This is a genomic window from Colwellia sp. MB02u-14, assembly GCF_014076915.1.
Lineage (GTDB): Bacteria > Pseudomonadota > Gammaproteobacteria > Enterobacterales > Alteromonadaceae > Colwellia_A.
In genome coordinates, this window is sequence record NZ_JACGUX010000079.1 from 105204 (window position 1) to 132186 (window position 26983).

Genomic DNA, 26983 nt, shown 5'->3' on the forward strand with positions numbered 1-26983 from the left:
TTATTTTATGCGGGTATTTGAATACCTGAATCACGCATTCTGGCTATTTTATAACGCAGTGTTCTTGGGCTGATCCCTAATCGTTCAGCAACATCTTTTCGGCTACCTTGACAGGCGGTCAGCGTATCAAGAATAATTTGATGCTCTTGTAGTTTTAGTTCATTGCCTAGTTTATCTTCATTATTATTTTCTAACGGTATCTCAGTAACAATTTCACTATCAAAATTTTCAATTAATAGATCACCCGCATCAATAAGATGGTCACTGTGTAAAATAATAGCTCTTTGAATAACATTGTCTAATTCTCGGACATTACCCGGCCAATCATAACTGGCCAGTTTATTTCTAGCTGAAGCAGTAAGTTCTGGGATAACAAGACCATTAGCAACCGATGCTTGGGTAATTAAATGCTTAGCTAAAGGTACAATATCATCTCTACGTTTTTTCAATGGTAACCACGTTAATGGAAAAACATTTAAACGGTAATATAAATCTTCACGAAATATTCCGTCTTTAACCGCAGCATGTAAATCACGGTTACTGGTTGCTATAATACGAACATCAAGCTTAATCGTTTTACGCCCCCCTAAACGTTCAACTTCTCGCTCTTGCAACACCCGTAAAATTTTTGCTTGTAAGCCAAGATCCATTTCAGTGATTTCATCTAATAAGATAGTACCACCCTGCGCTTGTTCAAACTTACCTGGGCATGCTTGAATGGCGCCAGTAAAAGCCCCTTTTTCATAACCAAATAAAGTCGCTTCAAGCATATTCTCAGGAATTGCGGCACAATTTATAGCAACAAAAGGCTTGTCACTTCGGTTTGAATTATAATGAACATATTGCGCGAGTACTTCTTTACCTGAACCGCTTGGGCCAAGCACCATAACGGAAGCATCTGTAGTCGCCACTTTTTTAGCCAACACTAATAATTCAATGCTGCGTGCATCAGCCACCACGGGCTCATGACGTTTCGTCACGTTTAATGGCACATATTGATTAACCATGTTTAACAAAACTTCAGGAGCAAAAGGTTTCGCCATATAATTACAAGCGCCATCACGCATCGCTTGTACTGCATCATGAATCGTGCCGTATGCTGTCATAATGAGCACGGGTAAATTTGGCCATTTTCTCTTGATACTGTTAAGTAAAGTTAAACCTGACATCCCACCCATTTGTACGTCACTCACCACAAGATCAACACTTTGTTCTTTGAGAATAAGTAAAGCCACTTCACCTGAATCAGCTTCAATACACTGATAACCTGATAATTTCAAGGTATCAATGAGTGCTTCGCGTAGTCCCGCATCATCTTCAACCACTAATATTTTACTCTGATCCATTAGTGTTCTCCCCATTAACATGGTTTGTTTCTAAAATAGGCAAGTGAATACAAAAGTGTGCACCCTCTCCTGGCTTACTCACTAAACGCACATCACCTTGATGCGCCTTTGCAACTGATTTAACAACCGCTAAACCTAAACCTGTACCTTGCGCTCTTGATGTATAAAAAGGTTCAAAAATTTTACTGGCAAGTTCTTTATCAATACCTTGCCCATTGTCTTGTACACTAATGTAGGCATATTCATTTTGGCAGAAAGTCGTAAGTGTAATTTCTGCTCCTTGTTTGATCACTTGCAAACTATTATGAATTAAGTTTTCAATTGCCCCGCTCAAAGCGCGCTTATTACCCAAGATTTGGCAATCATCATCACAAAGTTTGATATTTACTTTCGCTTTAGCCTGCAAAATTAAGGCTTCAACACTGTTAACTGAATATGTAATCAATTTATTAATAGAGAGCGGTTCAACAACTTTCTGCTTGCCACTTTTGGAAAAGAGCAACATGTCGTTTACTTGTTGTTCTAAGTCGTGCAAACGCGCCATTAATTTTTCTTGAAAACTACCGCGATCGTCTGGAGAAAGTTTTTTATTTTTTAAATTTGCGCCATATAACATTGCGGCAGAAAGTGGGGTGCGAATTTGATGAGCAAGTTTTGAAACCAAGTGACCTAATGAAGATAAACGTTGCATATGGCTAAGTTTGTCTTGTAATAAACGTGTTTCCGTGAGGTCGGTGATCATAATTAGCTGCCCTGGTTGGTCACCCAAGGCGGTAATTTCTAGCTTAACTCGCCGACCATCTTTTAATGACACTTCATGCCAATCGTCTGCACGTGGTTTAAAAGAGCGTTTAATCACATCAAACCACGCTTGACCCAAAATAGGTTCGTCAAGCAACAGGCTAGCAATTTTATTGGTTTTAATCACAATGCCATCACCATCAAGCATTATCATCCCCGTAGGCATAACATCGATAATTTGTTCAAGTTGCTTTGATTTTTGACGAAGTAAGGAAAGCTCACCACGGTATGCTTCACTTTCTAAAGTATCACTTGCAGAAAAAGGCTGCTGAGTAAAAGCAAACTTAGCTTGATGAAATAAACTATCTTCCACACAATTAAGGGATGAAGATAAGGTTGAAGATGCTAATGAATGTGAAACTGCAACGGTCATATACTTTACTCAATTTTAAAATACTAACTGAATAAAGCATTAACTATGCCAAAGAGGCTTTGTATTAATTTACATGAGGTTAGAAGTCATTTTACGTACAAAAAACGTTGTCAAAGATTTGGCTTTACCGTCTACTAACAAAAAACACTCAACGAAGTAGTCGCTAAGTGTCATTCTACGTAAAGATAAAAGCGCACAAAAAACGATTAGCTGGTATGCTTTTGTAAACTATACTTTCGCATTTTTTCAACTAACGTGGTTCTGCGCATCCCAAGTAATTCTGCAGAGCGAGCAACCACCCAATCATTTTTATCAAGCGCTTGGTTTATCATCGAAACTTCTAAATCTGCTAAGTACTCTTTTAAATTTAAACCCTCATTGGGTAGCACATCAACGACAGATTCACCTTTGAGTTCATCATCAAAATTCGTGATGTCTTCTTCGTCATCATCGTAATCAAAACCAGCAAATAGCTCATTTATCGCATCACGTTCTTGCAACTCATCAGGATATGCCGGTTGATACTCTTCAACATCAATATGACGATATTTTGCAGGTAATTCATTGACATTGACAACCTGCTCACCAAACATAATAATCATACGCTCAATCAAGTTTGATAGTTCACGAACATTACCCGCCCAAGCATGTAGTTTTAACGATTCAATCGCTTGCTCAGTAAAACGAACACTTTGTCCTTGCTCTGCTTCAAAACGAGCAATAAGTTCTTTAATCAGCAAAGGAATATCTTCTTTTCTATCACGTAGTGCCGGTGTTTCAATAGGAAAAACATTCAGACGATAAAACAGATCTTCACGAAAGGTTCCTGCGGTGATCATCTCTTCTAAGTGTTGGTGCGTCGCGGCAATGATACGGACGTTAGTTTTAATACTTTTTGCACCACCTACGCGTTCAAAAGTACGCTCTTGTAGCACACGCAGAAGCTTTACTTGCATGGGTTGTGGCATATCTCCGATTTCATCAAGAAATAAGGTACCACCTTCTGCCATTTCAAAACGGCCTTTGCGCGTAGAAATAGCCCCTGTAAATGCCCCTTTTTCATGGCCAAATAACTCACTTTCGAGTAATTCACCAGGAATAGCCCCACAATTAACCGGTACAAAAGGTCCTTTTGCACGATCAGACAAATTATGAATATTACGTGCAACAACTTCTTTACCCGTTCCGGATTCTCCTAAGACCAACACACTGGCTTGAGTACTTGCCACTTGCTCAATTAAAAATCTAACTTGTAGCATAGGCTCGCTGGTACCGACCAAAGATCGAAATAACAGATTAGGACCATTGTGGTTTCTTTTTGAAGGTAATTGGTTATGGTATTGATGGCAGTGATGTACTTGCTCAGTAAGTTGAGCATAATTCAATGGTACAGCCAAACTGCCTAGTACATTTACCGCTTTATTAAGTAAACTAGCATCAAGCACATCATGTAAAATAAAGGGGGTTGCGGGATGCTTGTTAACAAATTCAACAAGCAGCTCACTGACCTTACCGCATAAAATAACGGTAAGAATATGATCAGATTCGTTAAAATACTGATTAATATCTTCTTCAGGGCAAACATAAAAATGTTCGCCTACAAATGATAATACGGTGGCTATTTGATCGCGCCTGGCAATGTCGTTATCCACGACAAGCACATGTTTTTGACCCTGCATAATCTTGATAAACCAATATTTTTATTAACTAATAAACAGATTTTAGCGCGATATACTAAATAAGCAACAAAAAATTGACACCTTGTGCCATTACTTTGACTAAAGTATATAAATCATCTTAATTATAAATAAGATGAAATAAATTAAAGAAATGTTCAATGCAACCGATAACTATTTTAATAAGAGTAATTTACACGTTGAGTATGGTTTGAAATGAATAGTATAATTACCAACAGCACAAGCTTATTTTTACAGCGCCAAATGACAGATAACTCTAATAAATTATCTGTTACTTACGCTCGTTTGTCTTCGGGTATGCGTATTAATTCAGCAAAAGATGACGCTGCTGGCCTACAAATATCTAATAGACTGACTTCACAAGTTAACGGACTTTCTGTTGCTCAGCGTAATGCCAACGATGGAGTATCTCTTGCACAAACGACTGAAGGTGCATTAGAAGAAGTTACTAATATATTATTTAGAATGCGTGATCTTTCATTACAAGCAGGCAATGGTATATTATCCCCTGATGATAAAAGTGCATTAAACAAAGAAAGTGAACAGCTAAAACAAGAATTAGACAGAATAAATAAAACGACGACCTTTGGTGGTAATAAAGTTTTTGATCAAGTTGAGCGAAAAGGATTAGGCGGCGCCAATGAAGCCGAAAGAAACATTTTAAATGTCTTGCAAAGTGGCGTTTTAGCAGAGTCTGAAAACATAATCCAAAGCGTCTTAGGTTTATCTGGTGATGGCGCAAAAATGAAAATTGATCTTGAAAACGTTGATGGTGCTGGAGGAAAACTTGCATCAGTTTCATTTCTCGGTCCCGGTAACGGCACTGAATTGGTAATGACCATAGATTTAGATGATTTTTCTACTTTAGACTCAGCGAAGGTCAAAGACTTGAAGTCGACCTTACTCCATGAAATGACGCACGCGGTAATGGCAAATCAAATGGATTTAAGTTCTGTGCCCATTTGGTTTTCCGAAGGCACCGCCGAAGCGGTCAGTGGAGCTGATGATAGAGTTGCTTCAGACATTGCTAGTTATGGCTTAACCAACTTGAGAAACGAAACAAATTCCATTTTTGCTGCAATACCGGGCTCTACCCCATCAACAGGTATCCAAATCGCGGGGGTTTATTCTGGCGGTTATATCACAATGCGTTATTTAGAGGACCAAATTGGTGAAGCGGGCATTAAAAATATCATGACCAGTTTATCCGGTGGTAACTCTTTCGATTCAGCACTTGCTGCACAAGGCACTTTCGCCAGCAATGCAGCTTTACAATCGACATTAATGGCAGGCACTACCTTTGAAGACTTTGTAACCGCTAACATTGATACCTCTAACGCCGACAATGGCGCATTTGGTGGTCTCGATGCTGCTGGAGGCATAAGTCGAGAAGAAACTATTGTTGGTGCTAGCAGTGCAAAAACGACATCCAATTTTGACAGCTATTTTGTCAATGGTGACGATAACACAACCAACACTGATTTTGGTTCTGGTACTAACTGGGACCCTACAAGCTTTAATGAAGTTGCTTTAGAAGATTATAACAACTCAGTTACCATTAGCGGTAAAACGACGTCATTTCAAATAGGCGCTGATGCAAACCAAACGATAAATATGATTGTTGCGGGTTTCTCCAGTGATAATCTTGGTTTAAATGGGGTGGACTTAAAAGAGGACTCTCAACTTGCAACCACAACAATAGATACCGCATTGCAATTTGTTGATAATCAACGTTCACATCTTGGCGCTTCTATAAACAGACTTGAACACACGATAAGTAATTTGAATAATATACAAGCAAACGTAACGGCTAGTCGTTCACGAATACAAGATACTGACTATGCAATAGAAACTGCAACATTAGTTTCTCAGCAAATAAAGCAGCAAGCTATTACATCAATGCTAAGTCAAAGTAAGGCTACCCCTGAACTAATGTTACAGTTGCTTAGTTAGCGCGCTCTTTATCAAGTAAATGAATATATCTGTCAATTTCCCATCAAAAAAAATGGCACGATTTATGAATGCTTCTATAAAATAGAACTTAAGTACTTTTAAATAATAGGGTAGATAAATGTTAATATTAAACGGTAGTGCTGAATGTGTGTCTGGCAGTAATGAACATGTGTTAGGTAATGTGCATGCTTTCAATATGTTTTTAAAAAATGATAATTTAGAAGAACAGCTTAGTGATATTGAACAATACTTAGTTAACCGAGGTTGGGATAATATTGAAATAACAGATAATGGTCTTATTGATAATATTGAAGGTATACAACATTCGACATTAATAGAAGCATTTAAGAAAGCGCAAAATGAAGGGTTTTCTGTTGTTATAAATAATACAATTAAACTAAAATAAATATAGCAACATCAGGTAAGTGTTAAATTTTGGAGTAAATAATGCCTCATATATCATTAAAAAAATATAAACAAACAGAACTAAGTAATGCAGGAGAAGCCTCTCCTTATCGGCTAGTGGCTTTATTATTTCAAAAATTATTAGATAACATCGCAACCGCTAAAGGTGCTATATCTCAAAAAGATTATGCAAAAAAAGGCATCCAAATATCTAATGCTATTGCTATTGTAGGTGTATTAGAAGGTTCCTTAGATCATGAAAAGGGAGGAGAAATATCAACAAATTTATCTTCTTTATATAATTTTTGCTCTGAAAAACTTTTTGAAGCAAACACCAATAATGATATAGATTTACTCAATGATATTGCATTAATTATTATTCCTATAAAGTCCGGTTGGGATGCTATTCCTCTTGAAGAACAAGGTAAGGTTAGTTTTTAGTGACACCGTCGATAGAAAGTGTCATTAAGAATATTATCATCAAGTCACAACAATTATTAGTGAGGCTTGATGAGCTTGATAATACAAAAGAACTAGCTCAAGATGAAATAAATGAACAACTTATAAATCTTAAAAATGAACGTGAAATATTGCTTAAACAATTATTTGATCAATATTCAAAAGAACAAATACAAATTCACCTCTTTCACGTCAATCAGATCATTACGCTCGATGAGTCATTAAACACGAAGTGTCAAAAAATAAAACAGTCTTTTTCTGAAAAACTTATAAGCTTAAAGAAAGGTAAAAAAAAGGCTAATGCCTATCAAAAATATTAAACCCTATTATCTAACTTATTGAATGCTTTTAAAATAAGATCTATTAACGTTAAAAACGTTGCCATAATTAAACTATTTGTACGATTACGACTATCCAAAAAATCAGTTTGCATAGTGCGCGAAAACGAGCAGCTATTAATGCGAATTTATAATAAATAGGATGATTTGTTAAAGATAAATAGAAATACACGGTAGTATTGTAAAACATGTATGATATTAAATGATTTATTTTATTAATTTCGATATTATTCTATCGACAAAAATAAAGGCAAATAAAGATGTTCGATAATAAAAGCATTCTAATTACCGGCGGGACGGGCTCTTTTGGAAAGCTCTATGTAAAAACCCTTCTTGAACAATATAACCCCAAACGAATTGTCATTTACTCAAGAGACGAGCTAAAACAATTTGACATGCAACAAATTTATGATGCCCCCTGTATGCGCTATTTTATTGGTGATGTCAGAGATAAAGAACGCTTAATTCAAGCGATGAATGGAATTGACCTCGTCATTCATGCTGCTGCGTTAAAACAAGTACCTGCTGCAGAATACAACCCGATGGAATGTATTAAAACCAATATTAATGGTGCAGAAAATGTCATTAATGCTGCTTTAGCGAATAATGTTGAGAAAGTTATCGCTCTTTCAACAGACAAGGCCGCAAACCCTATTAATTTATACGGCGCCACAAAATTAGCATCAGACAAACTTTTTGTTGCTGCAAATAATATGAGTGGCGGTTATAAAACATTATTTTCAGTAGTACGTTACGGTAATGTTGTTGGCTCTCGTGGTTCCGTAGTGCCATTTTTTAAAAAACTGCTTGACGATGGCACAACAAGTTTACCCATTACTCATGCAGAAATGACTCGTTTTTGGATTTCTTTGCAAGGCGGTGTCGACTTTGTTTTAAAAAACTTTCAACGTATGTTGGGTGGTGAAATTTTCATTCCTAAGATACCGTCAATGCGAATTATTGATTTGGCTAAAGCAATGGCGCCTAATCTACCTATAAAAATAGTAGGAATTCGACCCGGCGAGAAATTACATGAAATAATGTGTCCCTCAGATAATTGTTATCAAACTTATGAATATGATGATCACTTCGTTATTGCGCCTAGTATTATATTCTCTAGCAGAAGTAATGACTTTACCCATAATGCACTAAATGAAAGTGGTCATAGTGTTGAGCCAGGTTTCGAGTATAACTCCAAAAACAATAAACACTTTCTTACGGTAAAAGAGCTTATAAGTTTTAATACGATGGCTGAAAAATGATCCCTTACGGCAAACAAAAAATAAGTCAGGAAGATATTGATAGCGTTATTAATGTTCTTACATCCGATTTTTTAACGCAAGGGCCTCAAGTGCCCTTATTCGAAAAAAATATAGCAGACCATTGCCAAGTTGACTTTGCCTGTGCAGTAAATAGTGCGACCTCTGCATTACATATATCTTGCTTAGCTTTAGAAGTGGGCGTAGGGGATATTGTTTGGACCACTCCCATATCTTTTGTTGCATCGGCAAACTGTGCCCTTTATTGTGGAGCAAGTATTGATTTTGTTGATATCGACTTAGCTTCAGGTAATTTATCTGTCAAAGCGTTAACCGATAAACTTATCAATGCTAAATTGACTAACACATTGCCTAAAGTTGTTATCTTTGTTCATTTGGCTGGGCAACCTTGTGATATGAAAGCAGTTAAGGAATTAGCTAATAAATATAACTTCGCAATTATTGAGGATGCTTCGCATGCCATTGGTTCATATTATTTTAATGCTCCTGTAGGAAATTGTCAGTTTTCAGATATAACCGTCTTTAGTTTTCACCCGGTAAAGATAATTACCAGTGCGGAAGGGGGGATGGCTGTAACAAATTCTCCTGAATTAATTGAAAAACTACGTTTATATAGAAGCCATGGTATTACTTCAGTCGAAAGTAATATGATTGGAGAAAGTGATGGGCCTTGGTATTATCAGCAAATAGCATTAGGGTTTAATTATCGATTAACAGACATACAAGCTGCACTTGGTACAAGCCAATTATCCCAGCTAAACAATTTTGTGAGTAAGCGTAATGAGATTGCAAAACGTTATGATATTGCTTTTGAAAAATGTGAATTAACGCCATTAATACCTACAGATAATTGCTATTCAGCCTATCATTTATATATTGTTTTGTTAGCAGGTGAGAATGCCACTCGACATAAAGAAATTATAACTAAACTACGAGAGTGTAATATTCTTGCTCATGTTCATTATATTCCTATTCATACCCAGCCCTATTACCAAAAATTAGGCTTCTGTGTTGGCGATTACCCTAATGCAGAAAGCTATTATCAACGTGCAATAACCTTACCTTTATATCCTGAGCTTTCTAATGGTGATCAACAAGACATTATAAATACAATAATAAGCTTTTTATGAAGTTAGCTCTTGGCACCGCACAGTTTGGCTTAGATTATGGTATTAGTAACCGCCAAGGAAAAGTATCAAAGACAGAAATAAAAGAAATACTAGATCAGGCTTTTTCTGTAGGTATTTCAACACTTGACTGTGCTGCAATGTACGGGGATAGCGAACAAGTGTTAGGGCAATTAATACCTAATTCGAACTTTAACGTTATCACTAAAATACCACCTTTAGCGCCTGAACAAGAATCCCTTTTAGATTATTTTGATCAAAGTTTTCGAAAACTGCAACAGCAGCAACTTTATGGTTTGTTATTACATCAAGCAGATGACTTAATAATACATCCTAAAAGAAAACAATTTTTTCAACAATTGGACGTATTAAAAAAACAAAAGCTAATTAAGAAAATTGGTGCTTCATTATATAACCCAACAGAGTTGCATAATATAGCTCAGCATTTTCCTATTGATTTTGCTCAAGTACCTATTAATATCTTTGATCAACGATTTTTAGCACCGGATATTATAAACTTATGCCAAGAGAAAAAAATCAAACTCCATGCCCGTTCGTTATTTTTACAAGGTTTGATTTTTTTTAATAAACAAGAATTACCTCAATACTTTCATCCTTTCGAAAGTAAATTAGCCGCATTTACTCTACTTGCTAAGCATTTAAATTGCTCAAAGCTAACTTTAGCATTAGCAATAGTGGCACAAGAGTCGCATGACTATAGTCATATTATTGATAAGTTAATTATTGGTGTATGTAATTGTCAAGAACTGAACGAATTAGTTTTGGCATATCAGCATGCAAAAGTATTAGCTATCAACACAGACGAACTTTCTAAGTTGGTAGATCAACGAATAAATTTTATAAATCCGAGCTATTGGCCACAAAAATAAAAATGACAGACACCTTAATTATAGTACAAGCAAGAACCTCATCATCAAGACTACCTAATAAGGTATTACTCCCTATTCTAGGTAAGCCAATGCTGAGTCATCAATTAGCAAGACTTGCGAAAGTTAAAACGCCTCATAAACTCATTGTCGCCACTAGTACACTAACCAGTGACAATCCAATCGCAGCACTATGCAAGCAGTTAGATATTAGCTGTTTTAGAGGCTCTTTAGATGACGTATTAGAGAGATATTATCAAGCTGCTTTAACTAATAATTCTGATGGTAAGGTTAAGAATATCGTCAGAATAACAGGCGATTGTCCTTTAATAGATAGTCATATTGTTGATCGGGTCATACGTTTATTTTTATTAAGCCAGGTCGATTACTGCTCAAATTGTGAACCCGCTACCTTACCCGATGGTTTAGATGTAGAAGTATTTAGCTTTGAAGCCTTAAAAAAATCTAATTTTCTCGCTAAAAAGCCTTCTGAGCGTGAGCATGTAACATCTTTTATTCATAATAATCCAGACTCATTTAAACGGATAAACTATCGCCACACCCCCGATCTATCTTATTATCGCTGGACTGTAGATGAACCTGAAGACTTTGATTTAATTAATAAAATATACCAATCACTCTATCAAAAAAAAACAAACTTTACCTTAACTGATATATTTGAGTTGCTACAACAACAGCCAGAATTAACAAAAATAAACCAACAATTCATTCGTAATGAAGGTTTAATAAAGTCCCTTATGAAGGACGAGGAACTCGGATATGAATAAAAAATTTACTGTATCAGAACAATTACTTAACCGTGCAGAGCAAAGTATTCCTTTAGGTTCACAAACTTTTAGTAAAAGTAAATTAGTCTATCCGTTGGGGGTTTCACCATTGTTTATTAAACATGGCTCTGGCTGCTTAGTCTGGGATGCCGATGACAATCAATATATTGATTTTGTAAATGGCTTATTATCTATCTCGCTTGGCTATTGTGATGTAGATGTTGATACTGCAGTTATTGAGCAAATCAAATCAGGGGTGACATTTTCATTGCCTCACCTACTTGAAATGGAAGTTGCGGAACAAATTATTGAGTTAATTCCAAGTGCTGAAATGGTTCGTTTTGGAAAGAATGGCAGTGACGTTACCTCTGCTGCTATCAGAATAGCTCGCGCTTATACGGGTCAAGAGCATATTGCTGTATGCGGCTACCATGGTTGGCAAGATTGGTATATTGGATCAACCACACGCAGCTTAGGCGTTCCTGAGTGTGTAAAATCTCTAACTCATAAGTTTAATTACAATGATATATCTTCCCTTGAGAAAGTGCTTAACAATAATAGCGGAAAAATTGCCGCCATTATTTTAGAACCAATGAATGTGTTCTTCCCTAAAAATAATTTTTTACAGCAAGTAAAAGCATTAGCAGCTAAACATAACGCTGTATTAATCTTTGATGAAATTATCACAGGCTTTAGGTTTCACTTAAATGGCGCTCAACACTTATTTGATGTTACACCTGATATATCTACTTTTGGTAAAGGTATCGCCAATGGCTTTCCTTTATCAGTTATCGCAGGTAAAAAAGAGTTAATGATGCTAATGGAAGATATCTTCTATTCAGGTACTTTTGGTGGTGAAACCTTATCGTTAGCAGCGGCTAAAGCGACTATCAATAAATTTAAAGCCTCTGATGTATTAGCTCATACACATGCCATGGGTGATTTGTTAATTAACGGACTTAACACCATAATTACAAAGCATAATGCTCAAGCGTTATTTTCCGTATCAGGTCATAAAGCATGGCCATTTTTATTGGTGGCTCAAACACAAGCGGTTACCGAGCAAGAGCTTTCGTCTTATATACAACAAGAGATGCATGCTCGTGGTATTCTCGTTGGTAACGCACATAATATTTCTTATGCGCATCAGAAAGAGCATATCCAAACACTACTCAACGCCTATGATGACATAATCCCCAAGGCTGTAAGAATTAATGCTGAAGGAAACTTCACTCAACACTTTCATGGTGTGGTGACTAAACCTGTATTTAAGGTGCGGTAATGACCATTTGTTTTCGATGTGATGCAAACGCCACTATCGGGTTTGGTCATTTTTATCGCTGTTTATCATTAGCGAATGCACTATTTAATGAGGGCTTAGATTGTGTTTTTTTGCTAGAGACAGATGAGGAGCAAATTGAAAAAAGACTAAAAGTAAGTCCCCATCAGCATATAATGTTGTCTAAACATCAGAGGCTAGATGGAAGTAACCAAAAAGAAAACGCCCAGCAATGGCTAATACAGATGGGAAAATATAATTTAACTGTGAGTTTGATCATCATTGATCATTACCAGATTGAAACGCTTTGGATGACTATAATAAAACAAAATGCTGAGCGTTTAATGGTACTAAATGATTCAGGTAGAATTTGGAATAATGTAGATTTCATATGGGATGCTTCGTGTTATTACGAACAAGAGTATTCTTCAATATCAAGTACAACAACACTACTGCTAGGCCCTAAGTATGCGCTACTTCGCGAAGAGTTTCAGCATAAACCACAAAATCAATGCAAACCAAACGAAATTAAAAAACATCCTGTTTTGACAACTAACTTAATGCTAGCTATCGGCGCAACAGATCCTTTAAATACGACAGAAAAATTGTTAAGTTGGCTAATATCACTTCCCTTAAATGTCCATATTAATGTTTTAAGTACATCGGCTAATAAGCATATACCACCAATGATTAAAAAGTATGATAACTCACGGATAAACTTCATCATAGATTCTAAAAGCATAGCGCTTGCTATGGCACAGCAACAGGTAATTATTACCGCAGCAGGAAATATAATGTGGGAAGCATTTAGCCTTGGCATACCTTGTGCTTTGATAAAAACATGCTCAAATCAACATAGAAATATAGAGCTAGTAACTAAAACAATGAAAAACGTATACTTAGGTGAAGAAACTACATTAGATAGTGATGGTTTTTTAAAAAAATTATCAATAATTACCCATGCAACACAATGTTCGATGTTATCACAACAGGCTTTAAGATTATGTGATGGCCAAGGAGCAATAAGAGCAGCAAAGTTATTAGCATCAGCAATTGGAGAAGATAATGATAGATAGTGATACATGTAAACGTAGTGAATTATGGCGACATCGTTGGAACGAAACAACACAACTTAATAACCCTTTTGCCACAATGGGAAGAAGCAGCGATAGCATAAGTGATTACTTTTCATATATTACAGATATAATCAATGGATTAGATGGTGTTAATAAAAGTACTGTACTGCTTGATGCTGCCGGCGGTTGTGGTTATTTATCTATGTATTTTTCGCCATTGGTGCAAGAAGTACATTTATTTGATTATTCTGAAGAAGCAATTAAACGTGCGAAAATAGATTGCAAAATATTTGATAATGTTCATCCTTATGTTGATAATTTATTAACTTTAGTCCAAACAAAAGAATCAAATATTTTATATCACAAAATATTACTGGGGGGAGCATTACAGTATTTTGATACTTATGATGAAATTGAAATTATTTTAAAAAACTTATTTAATGTTACCGCCGCTAATGGTCGGATTTTCGTTACTCAAACAACTGATCTATCACGTAGAGATAAACACATCGCCTCATATCAAACATTAGACTGGCCAGAAGAGCGCATAAAACATGCAATTGAAGAAGAATTAACCAATCGCTTTTGGATTGACTTTAGCCAACTAAAAACAATTGCACATTCTGTCGGCTTTAAACAATGCCAGCAAACAAAAAACAATCCTAATTTATTCCAGTCTACCCATATGTTTGACTTTTACTTGGTGAAATAATGAATTCAGTTATTATTGGTGAGCATGTAATTTCAGAGAATAACCAGCCATTTATTATTGCTGAAGCCGGAATTAATCATAATGGAGATCTGACAACTGCCTTTAAAATGATTGATGTTGCTGTAGAATCAGGGGTGAATGCGGTTAAATTTCAAACGTTTAAAGCTGAACAATTTTGTGGTGATCCTCAGCAGATGTTTACCTATAACTCTCAAGGTAAACAAATCACTGAGCCAATGTTAGATATGTTTAAGAGAATGGAGTTTACGGTTGATGAATGGCGACAAGTAAAAGCGTATTGCGATAAACAAAATATAATGTTTTTATCAACACCACAAAACCCTAGTGATCTCGAATTATTACTTGATATAGGAATCGATGTAATTAAAGTAGGCTCTGATGATTTTAATAATATCCCCTTATTGAAATCATATAAAAAAGCCAATTTACCAATGATTTTATCCTGTGGCATGGCTGATTTATCTGATGTATTTATCGCCCTTGAAGCCGTAGGTGCTTTTGAGGGAGCTCCGATAATTTTGTGCCTATGTACTTCTCAGTATCCAACACCACCTGAAGATATTAATTTAGAGAAGTTACGTACATTAAAAGCAGCCTTCCCTATGTTAGTACTTGGGTTCTCGGATCATTCTCAAGGGGCTTTGGCTTCTTCTTTAGCTGTTACGTATGGTGCCGCATTATTTGAAAAACATTTTACTTTAGATCATAACTTACAGGGGCCTGATCATTGGTTTTCAGAAAACCCTATATCGTTAAAGCAGTGGCGTGACTCTATTCATCAAGCCTATGTGATGAAAGGCAGCGCAGTTATTAGAGCTACTGAGCAGGAGCTATCTATGCGCACCTTAGCAAGAAGAAGTATTGTTGCTATTACTGATATAAACCCTAACGATAAGCTAACAGATAAAAACATCGGACTACGTAGACCTGGCGATGGTTTACCACCAATTCTATGGGATAAAGTAGTGGGTTTTTCAGCAAACAAAGTAATTAAACAAGGTACTAAAATAAATTTTGGTGACTTTATCGACTCATAAATTCAATTAATTACGGGAATAGTAATGAAAAAATTTAAACATACAATAGTTGGCGGAGGAATAGCAGGCTTGCTGGCGAGCATTTTAATTAAAAAGCAGAACCCGGATGATTCTGTTTGTTTAATTGAGACAGAAGATAAATGTGGAGGATTATTAAAATCCATAAAATCTTCTCAAGGATATGAGTTTGACTATGGTACCCATATTTTAGGTGAAACAGGCATTAAAGAACTTGATGAAATTTTAATGCCAACAATGCCGTCTAACAATTGGTCAACATTACCTATTCTCAAGTCAGGAAATGTGGTGAATGGTTATTATCATAAAATGTCACAACTTCTGTATGCTCGTGCGCTACCAGAAAGTGTATTAGAAAAAGCAACCTATCAACTGCTATCAGCAGATCATAAAAAAGCAAAGCAAGCCAATAACTTACAAGAATATTGTTACGATATGTATGGTGAAACTTTTACCGAAAAGTTATTTAAGCCCTTAATGAAAAAATTAATAAATAAAGAACTAGAGGATATTCATCCTTCAGCTTTACAACTATTTGGCTACAATCGTTTAATCATAGGTCCAGCTCAAATGATGAAAACGTTAAAAAAAACGCCTCTGTTAGATAATATATTAGGTTTTGAAAGCTATAATGAAGGTGTTTCATCACTCAATAATTACTATCCTAAGCATGGTAAAGGTATCGGTTTATGGGTAGACGATTTAGTTGAAAAAGCGACCGCTCTTAATGTTAAATTTTTACTAAATACTAAAATAAATAGTATTTGTTATAACAAAAATAAAATAAATACCTTAACCCTTTCAAACCATGAATATCCAAGAATAGAGGTCGAAAATCTTATTTGGACAGCACCGCTCTTTCCTCTAATAAAACTTGCTGGATTAGACTTTACATCTAAATACAAGCCGAGTTTTAGTCGTGTAATTTTACATAATTTTGTTTTTGATCAGCCATTTGATACCCATAACTTTCATGTCTATTGTAATGATCCAAACATGAAAAGCTTTAGAATAACATTATATTCAAATATTGCAGAAGCAGGTGAAATCAATGGCCCTAACCGCTGTACTGTCGAAGTACTATCAAATGATAAGTTAAATAATGACATTACTAATAGTGAAATATTACAAATGGAAAACAATATTTTAACTGAATTGAAAACCATGGGTATTATTACCCTTTCAACAAATACACTTTACCGATCCACGGTGATAACCAATGATGGTTTTCCTGCATTTACCAATGATTTTGTTAATGAATTATCTCGGCAAAAAAACTGTGTCAATGAAAACATTGAAAATATTCAATTACTTGGGAAAGCGTCAGCCAATAATTTTTTTATGGCTGACGTGTTAGTAGAAGTTTTCAATACCTATAACTGCCAAAATTAAAGAGTTGCAATGCATATAAATATTTTTAGATCCCTTTTTGAAAAGTTAACGCATTTTAAAAAAAATAAGTTTCATCCTTTGGTGTGGATTAATGGCAATCCACAAATAGGTATAAATGTTTACATTGGTGGTATGTCAGAAGTTAATGCGACTGGTTGCAACGTAAGTATTGGTGAAAATTGTGATATTGCCTCCTTTGTAGCTATTAATTCGGCAGACTCCCATAAATTGACTTTAGGAATTAGTGATTGTGTTGTACGTAAAGATATTATCATTGAGCATAATGTTTTCATTGGCTCACATTCAGTCATAAAAGGTGGTGCTAAAATTGGACATCATAGTGTTGTTGCCGCGGGAACAATTGTTGAAAGTGGAGAGATCCCCCCATATTCACTGGTAATAGGAAACCCTATGGTGGTAAAAGCAGGACATTACTTTGATGCTTGTAAAAAAATTCTGATTACAAATGAATTACACAGATAAACGATGATAGTCGACTCACAAAATATGATCCCACATAACAGACCCTCTTTAGGGCAGGAAGAAGTGAAGGTGACCGAAAATATTGTGCTATCTAACCAGTTAGTATCGTCAAAAAATATTTTTCACTTTGAAAATGAAATATGTGATTTTATTGGCTTACCGCATGGTCATGCTGTGGCCGTATCGACAGGTTCTGCCGCACTTTTTTTAGCATTAACCGCATTAAATAGTAAAAAAGTAGCAATCCCGTCCTATGTTTGTCACTCTCTAAAACAGGCGACTAAGCTTGCCAAAGCAGAATGCGACATTCTTGATACGAAAGAAAATACGACTATTATTTGCCCAATAGCATTAGCAAAAAGCCAAGCAGATACGTTAATTTATCCCTATATATTTGGACAAACAAGCGAACTCCCTAATTTTTCAGGGCATATTATTGAAGATATTGCACAAGCATTAGGAGCAAGTATTAATGGCAAGGCTTTAGGTACTATTGCTGATATTGGAGTGCTATCATTTTATGCAACAAAGTTAATAACCAGTGGTGGTCAAGGTGGCATGGTCGTTAGTAAAAACAAAGACTACATTGATGCCATTAGAAATTATTTAGCTTTTGATACAAATGCAGATGGTCAAGAGCACTTCAATTTTCCATTAACTGAAATACAAGCTGCAATAGGTCGTGTTCAATTAAGAAAATTACCATTATTTATTGACAAAAGAGCTCTAATTTATCAACTATATCAACGAGCAAATTTACCTTTGCTTAATGGGAGTATTAATAGTGGAGAAGAATTTATTTCTGTACGTTATCGTGCTGTACTTATTACACCGAAAGCCAAGGCTTTAATTGCGCATCTCGCTGAGCATAATATTAGTGCTATTGTTCCGATTGAAGATTGGGAACTATTGGCTGCAACCCAAAATGCGATTAAACTCGCAAACAATACAGTTTCTTTACCAATATATCCGACGCTTACTTTGCGAGAAGCAGAGGAAATAGCGATGTTATGTCAAAAATTTTTAAGATAATTAGATGAGTCTCACCATTAAAGCAAAAAAAATAATATCGATTAACCAACCGGCCTATTTACCTTGGTTGGGATATTTTGAACGTATATCCAATAGCGATCATCACGTAGTACTAGATCATGTACAATTCGAAAAAAACGCCATGATCAATCGTAATAAAATACAAACGTCTAATGGATCTTTAATATTAACAGTGCCAATAAAAACTTCAGGTGGATTTGGCCAATTAGCCATTAATAACCTAACTATAAGTGAACAAAAAAAATGGCAAAAAAAACATTGGCAAAGTATTTATTTTAGCTATAAAAAAGCACCTTTCTTTGAAAAATATCATGATGAACTTGCATTCTTTTATCAACAACCTTGGCTGAAATTAAACGATTTATTAAAAGCACAGTTACGCTTTTTTATTAAAGCTTTAGGTATTAACACCACTATAAGTTTCAGTAGCGAGGTTAATTGGCAACGAACAAAGTCTGATCTGGTGTTAGAGATTTGCCAGAAATATGACGCTGACCATTATATTTCTGGCACACTTGGTCGTAATTATTTAAATCTAAATACATTTGTTCAAGCTAATGTTAGTGTTGAATATCAAGACTACAAACACCCACATTATCAACAATTTAAAGCAGAATTTAGTTCACATTTATCTTTGCTCGATCTTTTACTGCACCATGGCGATAAAAGTTTGAAAATATTAAGGAACTCACCATGAAAAACATACTTATCGTCGTTGCCCATAGTGATGATGAAACATTAGGAATGGGAGCCACTATTGCTAGGCATACCGCTAATGGCGATACCGTTAATGTAATGTTTATGACAGATGGTGTTTCTTCTCGCTCTAATAGTACTAATTCCGCTTGTAAAGAACGCCATTTAGCCGCTCAAAAGGCTATGAAAATACTCGGTGTTACCAATTTGCATTTTTTTGATTTTCCAGATAACAGCATGGATACCGTACCGCTCATTCAACTTGTTAAAGCTGTTGAGTCGGTCATTGAGCACCGAAATCCTGATACTATTTACACTCATTACGCATATGATTTAAACATTGACCATCAACTCACTCATTCAGCTGTAATGACAGCATGTCGTCCTCAACGTAACTCAACAGTTCACACTATTTTGTCTTTCGAAGTGCTATCGAGTACAGAATGGAGTTCACCGAGTACTCCTACATTTAACCCACAATACTTTGTCAATTCATCTCATTTCTGGGAAAAAAAACAACAAGCATTACAATGTTATGCTCAAGAATTAAGGGATTTCCCTCACAGTCGTAGTTTACCCTGTATTGAAGCACTAGGAACACTGCGGGGAGCGACAAATGGCTTTGAAAAGGCAGAAGCATTTTATATTGAAAGAATATTAATCTCTTAGCATCTTAGAGGAAAAAATTGTGCAATTAAAAAACAAACATAACGGTGATGTATTCTTACAGTATATTAGTCTAAATGACGTTAATTCAACTTATGTAAACTGGTTAAATGATCCTCAAGTAAACCAATATTTAGAAACGCGTTTTCAGCAACAAACCCTGTCATCAGTAACATGTTTTGTAGAAGATATTTTAGCAAATCATAGTGATCACTTATTCACTATTAGAAGCCATCTCAATGGCCATATTGGTAATATTAAAATAGGGGGGATTAATAAACATCATGGTGTTGGGTATATCAGTTTATTTATTGGTGATAAAACTGTATGGGGTAAAGGTTACGCTAAGCAAGCGATACAATTAGTTAGCGATTATGCTTTTAATACTTTGCAACTAAGAAAATTATCTGCTCGCGCTTATCAACCTAACATTGGTAGTACAAAAGCTTTTCTAAGTGCGGGTTATAAACACGATGGGATATTTAAAGATCACTTTGTGTTGCACGGAAAATCCTGTGATCTGATCCAAGTATGCTTATTTAAAAGTGAGCCTTAAAGTTAATTCACCCCGGTATAACTATCTCAACAAACAGGTTTTAACGGGATTACTATAATGTATTTCAGTACACTTGTTAGTGCAATAAATGCACAAAAACAAGATTTCCCATGAGTAAATGTAAACAATATGCCATCTCATATTGTTTATGATTTTTTTATGTTAGATTTTAGATGGTTTATTATATGAAGTTAAAAACTCTTTATAAAGACTATTGAGATGCTTTCTAAATTTATTTAAGCAAAAATTAATAAACTCTTTTCGCTGTTCTAGGTCATCATAATAATAACAATTTGTCATGATGTACGCTTGAAAGTATCTAAAAGTTCCTTGTATTAACCAATAACTCATTTGATAATTTTTGTTAAACTTTAATTTCATCAGCAAAGTATTTTGTAGCGTAAATTGCTGTGATAACTCTTCTCTGGTAGAGATATCCATCGAAGTAAACCCAATTAACTGCTCTAAAATAACTTTAACTTCTTTAAAGGATTGTTTAATCGCTTTATCTAGTTTTTTTGCGTTAAACTGTCGATTATCAAAAGCATTAGCTAATAATTCATGTAAAGATAAGCTTTTAGTATCAAAATCATCAAATGATGGAATATCGTCTAAAAGCATTGGTGTTGTATACTGAATCTTTGCTCCATCAGAACAGTTGTAAACATTAGCAATACGATGACTTTCAAGGAGCAGTTCCATGTTTCCTCTAGAGCTATCAAAAATAGAAGTGGTAAATACGCTTTCAGAAAAATTACCTTCAACTTTCATATCATCATTATGTTCAGCAACAGGTGTAAAACCTTCATCATAATAGATACTTTCTTTAGAATGATGATGTGTCTGACTTTTATACCCTAAATCGACCCCAATAAAATAAATCTCTTTGAAACCTAAAGAGGTTATAATCGCTAACGCAGTATTACTCACCGTTGGGTTACTATATTCAGGTGCTGCATACATATCAAGTTTGTCATATTGTTGAATAAGTTTACCGCCAGCATCAGAAAGTTTAGTCAGTAACAATGGATTTTTGAAGCGCTTTAGTAACTCAGGATACACAGTGTTAAAAGCAATAATTTGAATATCTCTCAGTTTAATATCACGAGTTTCTTGTTGTTTTTCTATCACTTCAATAAAAGGAAGTAATGCTGCTGTTCTTTCCATTTCTACATGAATATCTGGCTTAATATTATATGTTAATAGTGCTTTTAAGGCCGTTCCGCAACTAACAATAATAATATTGTCTGCATTTTTTTGTAAATACTCAACGCTTGAATCTAAAGAAGGTCCATTAGCAACAATAAATACTGGCTTTTCAGCAATAGGATTATCTATACTTTTTGTCTGTTTACACATTTTAAAACCAGACTGAATATTAGTTAATGTGTGTGTAATACTAATAATTTCATCTTCCATAAAGCCCCAACCAGCCCCCCAGCGATGACCAATTTCATAAAAAAGCTTAAGTGTTGCATCAGTCATTTCACTCGTATAGTGGCGATATAGGAAAAAACGGCTTAAATTGAAATGTCCCTGTTGATGAAGCATGTTTGAAACCGCATTTACAATACCCGCTGCACTTCCTCCAATACGAACAGAAAACCGCCCTCCTAAGCCTATACACTTTTCAATGATAGGCTTAAGTTCAATACAATGAAGCATCGCGAAAAAAGCATCTTTTGATGGCTCACACAACAGAAAATTGACAACTGACTTTTGTTTGAATAATTCGTCTATTTGATACCCCAAGCCAGCACCAATCATACAAATAAAATCAATACAATCGTCATCTATTGGCCGTTTAATTGTATCCTTAACATCAGTTTGCCGTTTTTGCATAATTTGTTTTAAGACTGCCGCGTGTTTAAACACCACATTCTCATCTTCTTGATGATCTAAAGCATAAGTAATCATCGTAGGGTGTTTAATAAATAGTTCAACTTGCTGCTTTGCAAAATTTATTGGGTTATCGTAAACAAATCTATCATTATTGAAAAAATTGGCACTCCCTGTTTCATCGATTGCAACTCCAGAACCTTCTATTTGATAATCTTTAAATTCTTCGTAAACTTCGGGTATATATACCTTTAGGGCATTAAGATTTGCAAGTAACGTTGTATGAAGTAACATTTTTTGAATTGTAACTAATTGGTCTTCCATTGATTGCTCCAGCTTATCGGCTGATATATTAATTATATCTATTTTCACACGGTTATATGGGAGAAACCAAGCAAAATTCAAGCCAAAATCTATAAATAAATATAAAATTAATCGTTTGAGCTTAAATTCGGGCTTTAAATTCAAGTTTTAAATTGGGGTGTCTTATTGATAACCGCAGAGGAGGCTGCATAAAATAAATAATTTATGACTAACTATTTTAACCCGTATTATAACAACCAGATTAAAGTAATAATTTTATAGTATGATTAAGACTTTTTAACAACACCAGGCATATTGTCTAGTTGGGAAGTTAAATATGAACTTGTTGAATTTAACTGTGAAACCAACAAATCCATCGCATTATATTGAGCAAATAACCTTGCCTCTAAAGAATCCATCTTCTCACCAAAGCTTACCAAATCAGAATTTAATCGAGTAATTTGAGACTCTTTTCCATCGATACGCTTTTGAATTAAACCGTCTGAATCAGTATAAAACCCCACGAACTCTTTCAAACTCGCAACAAAACCCGTTTTACCATCATCGCCACCAATAAAGAAACTTTGTACTGCATCGGGGTTTTCTTCTATATGGTTGTTTAATTGTTCAGTATCTAAACTTAAATGCCCATTGCGCTCAGTACGAATACCAAGTTGTGACAGTGTAAATGTATCATCACCTGCGCTAAACTCTCGATTAAATTGACTACGTATTTTTGTCATAACGCCACGCAGTAATGAATCTCCCGCTAAGGCTCCTGCCCCGTCTTCACCTGATTTACCTAATTGATTACTGATATCCACCAAAGCATTAAATTTTCCGATAAAACTCTCAACACCTGCAGCAACATTTTTATTATCTTCAGAAACCGTAATCTTACTGATATCGTCATCAACGTCTTGGACTTTTTTTGCCGTAATAGTAATACCATCTATAACTGAATCAAAAACATTCGTACTATTCGTAACAACAATAGTTCCATCAATCGTAATTTTAGCATCAGTGGCCGCATCAACTTCTGACATATTTTGAATATTGGCAGTGGCAGTTTGGTTCACAGAAGCAAACTGTGAAATACCAGCAGTATCATTATTATCGCCATCATCATCTACGGCGGTTACAGTAATAGCATGAGTACTTCCCGATTCTCTGCTACTAAAGACCAGATGGTCACCTGTGTTATCGGTGAATATACTTGCTTTAACTGAACTGTTTGCGCCGTTATCATTAATTGCCCCCATGATGTCTTCTAATGTATCAGCACCACCAACAGTAACATCAAAACTATTACCGTTAGAGGTAAAGGATAATGTGCCAGATCCGGTTGTGTCAGTTGAAGTAAAGCCATTTACAGAGGTTAATTTATTCGTAGCGTCGGAAGCTAAGCGTGATAAACCAGCAGTGTCACTATTATTGACATCACCCGTATCATCTACATTAACGGTAATAGCATTATCTAACCCTGTACTTTTGCTATTTAACACTAAATGTTGGCCTGAATCGTCAGTAATAATAGTCGCGCTAACCGTAGAATTATCAGTACTGTCATTTATCGCATCACGAATTTCACTTAACGTGGCGGTATCTGATACCGCAATATCAAAGGCATTATCCCCCGAAGCTATCGAAAGAGTACCTTCTCCTACAGCCTCTTCAGCGCCAATAGCTGAAGACAGTAATTTATGGTGAGTGGCTAACGCTTCAACTTTAACTGAATAATTACCTACCTCAGCTTCTTTATCAGAAGAAAGACTTACAAAATCATCTCTCCCTGTAATTGCACGCTTCTGGTATTCATCAACATTTCCTAAACTATCTAAGGCTGCTGTGACATCTTCCAGTGAAGACTTCAAGGCACCTACAGCAGAAATATCAGTCGTATAAGCACCTTGTTTACGCGCTGCGCGCGATTCATAAGGAACTTTTTCAGCATTAACTATGGCTTCGACTATTTCACTGACTTGAAGGCCAGAACCTATTCCTGTGAATGATATGCTCGCCATAATTATTATCCTTATTTTAACGTGTTAACTTAAACTTTTGTGTTAACAAAGCCGCCAACCATTTCAGACAGTTTAGACACTAACGTAAGTACTTCTTCAGAAGGAAATTGCTTAATCAAGTCACCTGTGCCCTTATCAAATACTTTAATAACGTCGCGACCCGAGTCCTTGTCTACCGAAAACTCTAAATTTCGATTTAATTCACCAACAAAATCCTGCAATTGCTGCGCCACTTTTTCCAGTTGTTTACTGTTTAAAGGTTTACTATACGTTATATCTTCACTTTCTTGTTGACTTACTCGTTCATCTTTTACAATTTCATCTTTTTTGGTTTCATCCACTTTAACGAATGAATTAACATCATGTTTCATCTCTGATTTTAAACCAGATAAATCTATGTCTGTACTATTTGGAATGGCAGTCATTGTATATCTCCCACTTTAAATCTAGTTATACTCTGCTACAAGTATCTTGCAAAAAACATTGTATTAGAGCATGTTCAATGAACGGTGCTTTTAATTTTAAAAGCACAAAAGGAAGGAGTATTGGGCTCCTTCCTTTTTCTTCGATTAGGTTAAACCTGAACCTAAAAACTATTAACGACTAACCAATAAGGCTTAATGCCGCTTGTGGTAACTGGTTAGACTGAGCCAAAATTGACGTACCTGCTTGCTGTAGTATTTGATTCTTAGTCATTTGTGCGGTTTCAGAAGCAAAATCAGTATCTTGAATTCGGCTACGTGAATCTGATACATTTTGCTGAACGTTAGCTAAATTACTAATGGTATGGCCAAAACGATTTTGCACCGCACCTAAATCAGCTCGACTAGAATCAATTTGAGCTAATGCCGCATCAATAGTTTTAAGTGCTGACTGAGCTCCATCAGAATTTACACCTGAAATATCAATTGACTCAACGCTACTTAAGGCACTAGAACCACCAGTTGATTGAATAGCTACTGTACCACCTTTACCAAAAAGTTCATTAGCAGTAGAGCCTGAAAGACCGATTTTATTCGCAGATGACAAATTAAGCTCTGAAGAAACACTAATAGGGTTAGCCGTTGTACCAACTGTAGTTCCACCAACCGAAAACCCACTTCCGTCTGTCCCAGTAACATCCATACCATCAACATCCGTTGCTTTAAATGTTATGGTATCAGTGGCGGAATCATAGACAGCATCATAACCATCGGCTTGCATGTCTTCAGCTAAACGGGCTGAGTCTCCGCCATAAGTGCCTAAATCGTAAGAATCATTGGTAGCAGCACCTTTATCTATGTTTATCACTGCAGTACTTGCGGCGTTGATACCAGAAATACTTGTTTCTAACTTTGCTTCGGCATTAACACCATTACCTAAACCATTGATAGTATCAGCAATGGTCGCTGCGCCAGTGCCCGCACCCACAGCCATCGTTGAACCATTTAGATTTATCGTATCTGCGGTTGTATTATGGTTATTATCTAACGAAACCGTTTGTACGTCACCTAAACCAAGAGATGCAACTGCACCAGGACCTTTAATTTCATGAGCGCCAATCGCATCAGCAGAAACATCGCCCAATGTCACATTGATTGTTTCATTAGCATTTGCACCAATTTGAAATTGTTTAGTACCAAAATCACCATCAAGTAGTTTAGTTGAGCCAAATTGTGTAGTTTCAGCAATACGTGTTAATTCTTGCTGTAGAGCGCCCACTTCTTTTTGAAGTGCTGCTCGGTCATCAGCACCATTAGAACCGTTAGCTGATTGTAAAGACAAATCACGCATACGTTGTAATATCGCCGAAGATTCTTGCATTGCACCTTCAGCCGTTTGCGCCATTGAAATACCATCGTTAGCGTTACGCTGAGCAACACCTAAACCATTAACCTGAGAGGTTAAACGATTAGAAATTTGCATGCCAGCTGCGTCATCTTTTGCGCTGTTAATACGCATACCTGATGATAAACGTTGCATTGACGTTGCTAAACCTTCACCTGATTTACTTAAGTTACGTTGTGCGTTTAATGACGCTGTATTCGTGATTACTGATAAAGCCATGATAAACTCCTGATTACAAAATGTAATATTTAGTTAGTTATATGAACCAGAAGCCGTTGACTTGTCGGTAAGGTTACCAATAAATCAATCAATACAGCTCCATTCTACATAAGTTAACGGCAGCCTATAAATTAACTTTAGTTTTTTTTGTCAAAATAAATAAAAAAAATAATGTAAACCCTAAAATAAAATTGCATCAGTCGTTCGTTAGTGTATTTTCCATTTAAAAACAATGTAGTATAAAACATCATTATTTCAGCTCAAGTGTTTTATATTTCATATATTTAAGTTTTAATTTGTATAAAAAAACCAAGCACGTTAAATGCTT

Annotated in this window: 25 protein-coding genes; 18 read left to right on the top strand and 7 right to left on the bottom strand. The window is 35.6% G+C overall.

Annotated features, from left to right (window positions below; translation table 11 throughout):
• Nucleotides 1–5: 5 nt before the first annotated feature.
• The 3 genes from H4J52_RS10810 to H4J52_RS10820 form a co-directional block, all read right to left on the bottom strand.
• Nucleotides 6–1346: a sigma-54 dependent transcriptional regulator gene (locus tag H4J52_RS10810; RefSeq protein WP_182176961.1), complete on the bottom strand. Its 1341-nt coding sequence runs from the start codon at nt 1344–1346 to the stop codon at nt 6–8.
• Nucleotides 1333–2520 carry a PAS domain-containing sensor histidine kinase gene (locus H4J52_RS10815; RefSeq protein ID WP_182223646.1) on the bottom strand — a complete coding sequence of 396 codons (1188 nt, stop codon included), beginning with the start codon at nt 2518–2520 and terminating at the stop codon, nt 1333–1335. Before H4J52_RS10815 ends, H4J52_RS10810 begins: the two co-directional genes overlap by 14 nt.
• A 206-nt stretch (nt 2521–2726) precedes the next feature.
• A complete protein-coding gene (locus H4J52_RS10820; protein ID WP_182223645.1) occupies nt 2727–4199 on the bottom strand; it encodes a sigma-54 dependent transcriptional regulator in 1473 nt (490 codons plus the stop codon).
• Between the two features lie 213 nt (nt 4200–4412).
• On the opposite strand from H4J52_RS10820, the gene H4J52_RS10825 reads away from it, so the two are divergent.
• The 18 genes from H4J52_RS10825 (at nt 4413) to H4J52_RS10910 (ending at nt 20443) form a co-directional block, all read left to right on the top strand.
• Entirely contained in the window at nt 4413–6170 is a 1758-nt protein-coding gene (locus H4J52_RS10825) for a flagellinolysin (protein ID WP_182176964.1), read from the top strand.
• Nucleotides 6171–6288: 118 nt separating this feature from the next.
• On the top strand, nt 6289–6576 hold the full coding sequence (locus tag H4J52_RS10830; protein ID WP_182176965.1) for a hypothetical protein: 288 nt from the start codon (nt 6289–6291) through the stop codon (nt 6574–6576).
• Nucleotides 6577–6617: 41 nt separating this feature from the next.
• On the top strand, nt 6618–7016 hold the full coding sequence (fliS, locus tag H4J52_RS10835) for a flagellar export chaperone FliS (RefSeq protein ID WP_182176966.1): 399 nt from the start codon (nt 6618–6620) through the stop codon (nt 7014–7016).
• Entirely contained in the window at nt 7016–7354 is a 339-nt protein-coding gene (locus H4J52_RS10840) for a hypothetical protein (RefSeq protein ID WP_182176967.1), read from the top strand. The genes fliS and H4J52_RS10840 overlap by 1 nt, the downstream gene beginning before the upstream one ends.
• Before the next feature lie 278 nt (nt 7355–7632).
• A complete protein-coding gene (pseB, locus tag H4J52_RS10845; RefSeq protein WP_182176968.1) occupies nt 7633–8634 on the top strand; it encodes a UDP-N-acetylglucosamine 4,6-dehydratase (inverting) in 1002 nt (333 codons plus the stop codon).
• Nucleotides 8631–9782 (top strand): UDP-4-amino-4,6-dideoxy-N-acetyl-beta-L-altrosamine transaminase, encoded by a 1152-nt coding sequence (gene pseC, locus H4J52_RS10850; RefSeq protein WP_182224685.1) that lies wholly within the window; start codon nt 8631–8633, stop codon nt 9780–9782. The genes pseB and pseC overlap by 4 nt, the downstream gene beginning before the upstream one ends.
• Nucleotides 9779–10669: an aldo/keto reductase gene (locus H4J52_RS10855; protein ID WP_182176970.1), complete on the top strand. Its 891-nt coding sequence runs from the start codon at nt 9779–9781 to the stop codon at nt 10667–10669. The genes pseC and H4J52_RS10855 overlap by 4 nt, the downstream gene beginning before the upstream one ends.
• Before the next feature lie 2 nt (nt 10670–10671).
• Nucleotides 10672–11454, top strand: a complete 783-nt coding sequence (locus H4J52_RS10860) for a cytidylyltransferase domain-containing protein (protein WP_182176971.1) — start codon at nt 10672–10674, stop codon at nt 11452–11454.
• Nucleotides 11447–12736 (top strand): aminotransferase class III-fold pyridoxal phosphate-dependent enzyme, encoded by a 1290-nt coding sequence (locus H4J52_RS10865; RefSeq protein WP_182223644.1) that lies wholly within the window; start codon nt 11447–11449, stop codon nt 12734–12736. Before H4J52_RS10860 ends, H4J52_RS10865 begins: the two co-directional genes overlap by 8 nt.
• Nucleotides 12736–13809: a UDP-2,4-diacetamido-2,4,6-trideoxy-beta-L-altropyranose hydrolase gene (gene pseG / locus H4J52_RS10870; RefSeq protein WP_182224687.1), complete on the top strand. Its 1074-nt coding sequence runs from the start codon at nt 12736–12738 to the stop codon at nt 13807–13809. Before H4J52_RS10865 ends, pseG begins: the two co-directional genes overlap by 1 nt.
• Nucleotides 13799–14521, top strand: coding sequence for a bifunctional 2-polyprenyl-6-hydroxyphenol methylase/3-demethylubiquinol 3-O-methyltransferase UbiG (locus H4J52_RS10875; protein WP_182176974.1), 723 nt, complete (start codon nt 13799–13801; stop codon nt 14519–14521). Before pseG ends, H4J52_RS10875 begins: the two co-directional genes overlap by 11 nt.
• Entirely contained in the window at nt 14521–15579 is a 1059-nt protein-coding gene (locus tag H4J52_RS10880) for an N-acetylneuraminate synthase family protein (protein WP_182176975.1), read from the top strand. The genes H4J52_RS10875 and H4J52_RS10880 overlap by 1 nt, the downstream gene beginning before the upstream one ends.
• Before the next feature lie 24 nt (nt 15580–15603).
• Complete coding sequence (locus tag H4J52_RS10885; protein ID WP_182224689.1) at nt 15604–16989, top strand: NAD(P)-binding protein; 1386 nt, start codon at nt 15604–15606, stop codon at nt 16987–16989.
• Between the two features lie 9 nt (nt 16990–16998).
• Entirely contained in the window at nt 16999–17472 is a 474-nt protein-coding gene (locus H4J52_RS10890; protein ID WP_182176977.1) for a DapH/DapD/GlmU-related protein, read from the top strand.
• A gap of 3 nt (nt 17473–17475) precedes the next feature.
• Nucleotides 17476–18504 (top strand): DegT/DnrJ/EryC1/StrS family aminotransferase, encoded by a 1029-nt coding sequence (locus tag H4J52_RS10895; protein WP_182176978.1) that lies wholly within the window; start codon nt 17476–17478, stop codon nt 18502–18504.
• 4 nt (nt 18505–18508) lie between these two features.
• Entirely contained in the window at nt 18509–19222 is a 714-nt protein-coding gene (locus tag H4J52_RS10900; RefSeq protein WP_182224691.1) for a WbqC family protein, read from the top strand.
• Nucleotides 19219–19890, top strand: a complete 672-nt coding sequence (locus H4J52_RS10905) for a PIG-L deacetylase family protein (protein WP_182176980.1) — start codon at nt 19219–19221, stop codon at nt 19888–19890. The genes H4J52_RS10900 and H4J52_RS10905 overlap by 4 nt, the downstream gene beginning before the upstream one ends.
• Nucleotides 19891–19909: 19 nt before the next feature.
• The gene (locus tag H4J52_RS10910) at nt 19910–20443 is read left to right on the top strand and encodes a GNAT family protein (protein WP_310649688.1); all 534 of its coding nucleotides are present in this window, start codon (nt 19910–19912) and stop codon (nt 20441–20443) included.
• Nucleotides 20444–20605: 162 nt separating this feature from the next.
• Here H4J52_RS10910 and H4J52_RS10915 read toward each other — a convergent pair whose 3' ends face one another.
• From H4J52_RS10915 to H4J52_RS10930, 4 genes are all read right to left on the bottom strand, one after another.
• Nucleotides 20606–22606: a motility associated factor glycosyltransferase family protein gene (locus tag H4J52_RS10915; protein ID WP_182224693.1), complete on the bottom strand. Its 2001-nt coding sequence runs from the start codon at nt 22604–22606 to the stop codon at nt 20606–20608.
• A gap of 266 nt (nt 22607–22872) precedes the next feature.
• Nucleotides 22873–24609, bottom strand: coding sequence for a flagellar filament capping protein FliD (gene fliD / locus H4J52_RS10920; RefSeq protein WP_182176982.1), 1737 nt, complete (start codon nt 24607–24609; stop codon nt 22873–22875).
• Between the two features lie 29 nt (nt 24610–24638).
• Nucleotides 24639–25034 carry a flagellar protein FlaG gene (locus H4J52_RS10925; RefSeq protein ID WP_182176983.1) on the bottom strand — a complete coding sequence of 132 codons (396 nt, stop codon included), beginning with the start codon at nt 25032–25034 and terminating at the stop codon, nt 24639–24641.
• 178 nt (nt 25035–25212) lie between these two features.
• Nucleotides 25213–26655: a flagellin gene (locus tag H4J52_RS10930; protein WP_182176984.1), complete on the bottom strand. Its 1443-nt coding sequence runs from the start codon at nt 26653–26655 to the stop codon at nt 25213–25215.
• Nucleotides 26656–26983: the final 328 nt, after the last annotated feature.

What these genes read in the sequence shown, in the direction of transcription:
- H4J52_RS10810 (WP_182176961.1), bottom strand. Translation starts at nt 1,346, where the DNA reads ATGGATCAGAGTAAAATATTAGTGGTTGAAGATGATGCGGGACTACGC.
- H4J52_RS10815 (WP_182223646.1), bottom strand. Translation starts at nt 2,520, where the DNA reads ATGACCGTTGCAGTTTCACATTCATTAGCATCTTCAACCTTATCTTCA.
- H4J52_RS10820 (WP_182223645.1), bottom strand. Translation starts at nt 4,199, where the DNA reads ATGCAGGGTCAAAAACATGTGCTTGTCGTGGATAACGACATTGCCAGG.
- H4J52_RS10825 (WP_182176964.1), top strand. Translation starts at nt 4,413, where the DNA reads ATGAATAGTATAATTACCAACAGCACAAGCTTATTTTTACAGCGCCAA.
- H4J52_RS10830 (WP_182176965.1), top strand. Translation starts at nt 6,289, where the DNA reads ATGTTAATATTAAACGGTAGTGCTGAATGTGTGTCTGGCAGTAATGAA.
- fliS (WP_182176966.1), top strand. Translation starts at nt 6,618, where the DNA reads ATGCCTCATATATCATTAAAAAAATATAAACAAACAGAACTAAGTAAT.
- pseB (WP_182176968.1), top strand. Translation starts at nt 7,633, where the DNA reads ATGTTCGATAATAAAAGCATTCTAATTACCGGCGGGACGGGCTCTTTT.
- pseC (WP_182224685.1), top strand. Translation starts at nt 8,631, where the DNA reads ATGATCCCTTACGGCAAACAAAAAATAAGTCAGGAAGATATTGATAGC.
- H4J52_RS10855 (WP_182176970.1), top strand. Translation starts at nt 9,779, where the DNA reads ATGAAGTTAGCTCTTGGCACCGCACAGTTTGGCTTAGATTATGGTATT.
- H4J52_RS10860 (WP_182176971.1), top strand. Translation starts at nt 10,672, where the DNA reads ATGACAGACACCTTAATTATAGTACAAGCAAGAACCTCATCATCAAGA.
- H4J52_RS10865 (WP_182223644.1), top strand. Translation starts at nt 11,447, where the DNA reads ATGAATAAAAAATTTACTGTATCAGAACAATTACTTAACCGTGCAGAG.
- pseG (WP_182224687.1), top strand. Translation starts at nt 12,736, where the DNA reads ATGACCATTTGTTTTCGATGTGATGCAAACGCCACTATCGGGTTTGGT.
- H4J52_RS10875 (WP_182176974.1), top strand. Translation starts at nt 13,799, where the DNA reads ATGATAGATAGTGATACATGTAAACGTAGTGAATTATGGCGACATCGT.
- H4J52_RS10880 (WP_182176975.1), top strand. Translation starts at nt 14,521, where the DNA reads ATGAATTCAGTTATTATTGGTGAGCATGTAATTTCAGAGAATAACCAG.
- H4J52_RS10885 (WP_182224689.1), top strand. Translation starts at nt 15,604, where the DNA reads ATGAAAAAATTTAAACATACAATAGTTGGCGGAGGAATAGCAGGCTTG.
- H4J52_RS10890 (WP_182176977.1), top strand. Translation starts at nt 16,999, where the DNA reads ATGCATATAAATATTTTTAGATCCCTTTTTGAAAAGTTAACGCATTTT.
- H4J52_RS10895 (WP_182176978.1), top strand. Translation starts at nt 17,476, where the DNA reads ATGATAGTCGACTCACAAAATATGATCCCACATAACAGACCCTCTTTA.
- H4J52_RS10900 (WP_182224691.1), top strand. Translation starts at nt 18,509, where the DNA reads ATGAGTCTCACCATTAAAGCAAAAAAAATAATATCGATTAACCAACCG.
- H4J52_RS10905 (WP_182176980.1), top strand. Translation starts at nt 19,219, where the DNA reads ATGAAAAACATACTTATCGTCGTTGCCCATAGTGATGATGAAACATTA.
- H4J52_RS10915 (WP_182224693.1), bottom strand. Translation starts at nt 22,606, where the DNA reads ATGGAAGACCAATTAGTTACAATTCAAAAAATGTTACTTCATACAACG.
- fliD (WP_182176982.1), bottom strand. Translation starts at nt 24,609, where the DNA reads ATGGCGAGCATATCATTCACAGGAATAGGTTCTGGCCTTCAAGTCAGT.
- H4J52_RS10925 (WP_182176983.1), bottom strand. Translation starts at nt 25,034, where the DNA reads ATGACTGCCATTCCAAATAGTACAGACATAGATTTATCTGGTTTAAAA.
- H4J52_RS10930 (WP_182176984.1), bottom strand. Translation starts at nt 26,655, where the DNA reads ATGGCTTTATCAGTAATCACGAATACAGCGTCATTAAACGCACAACGT.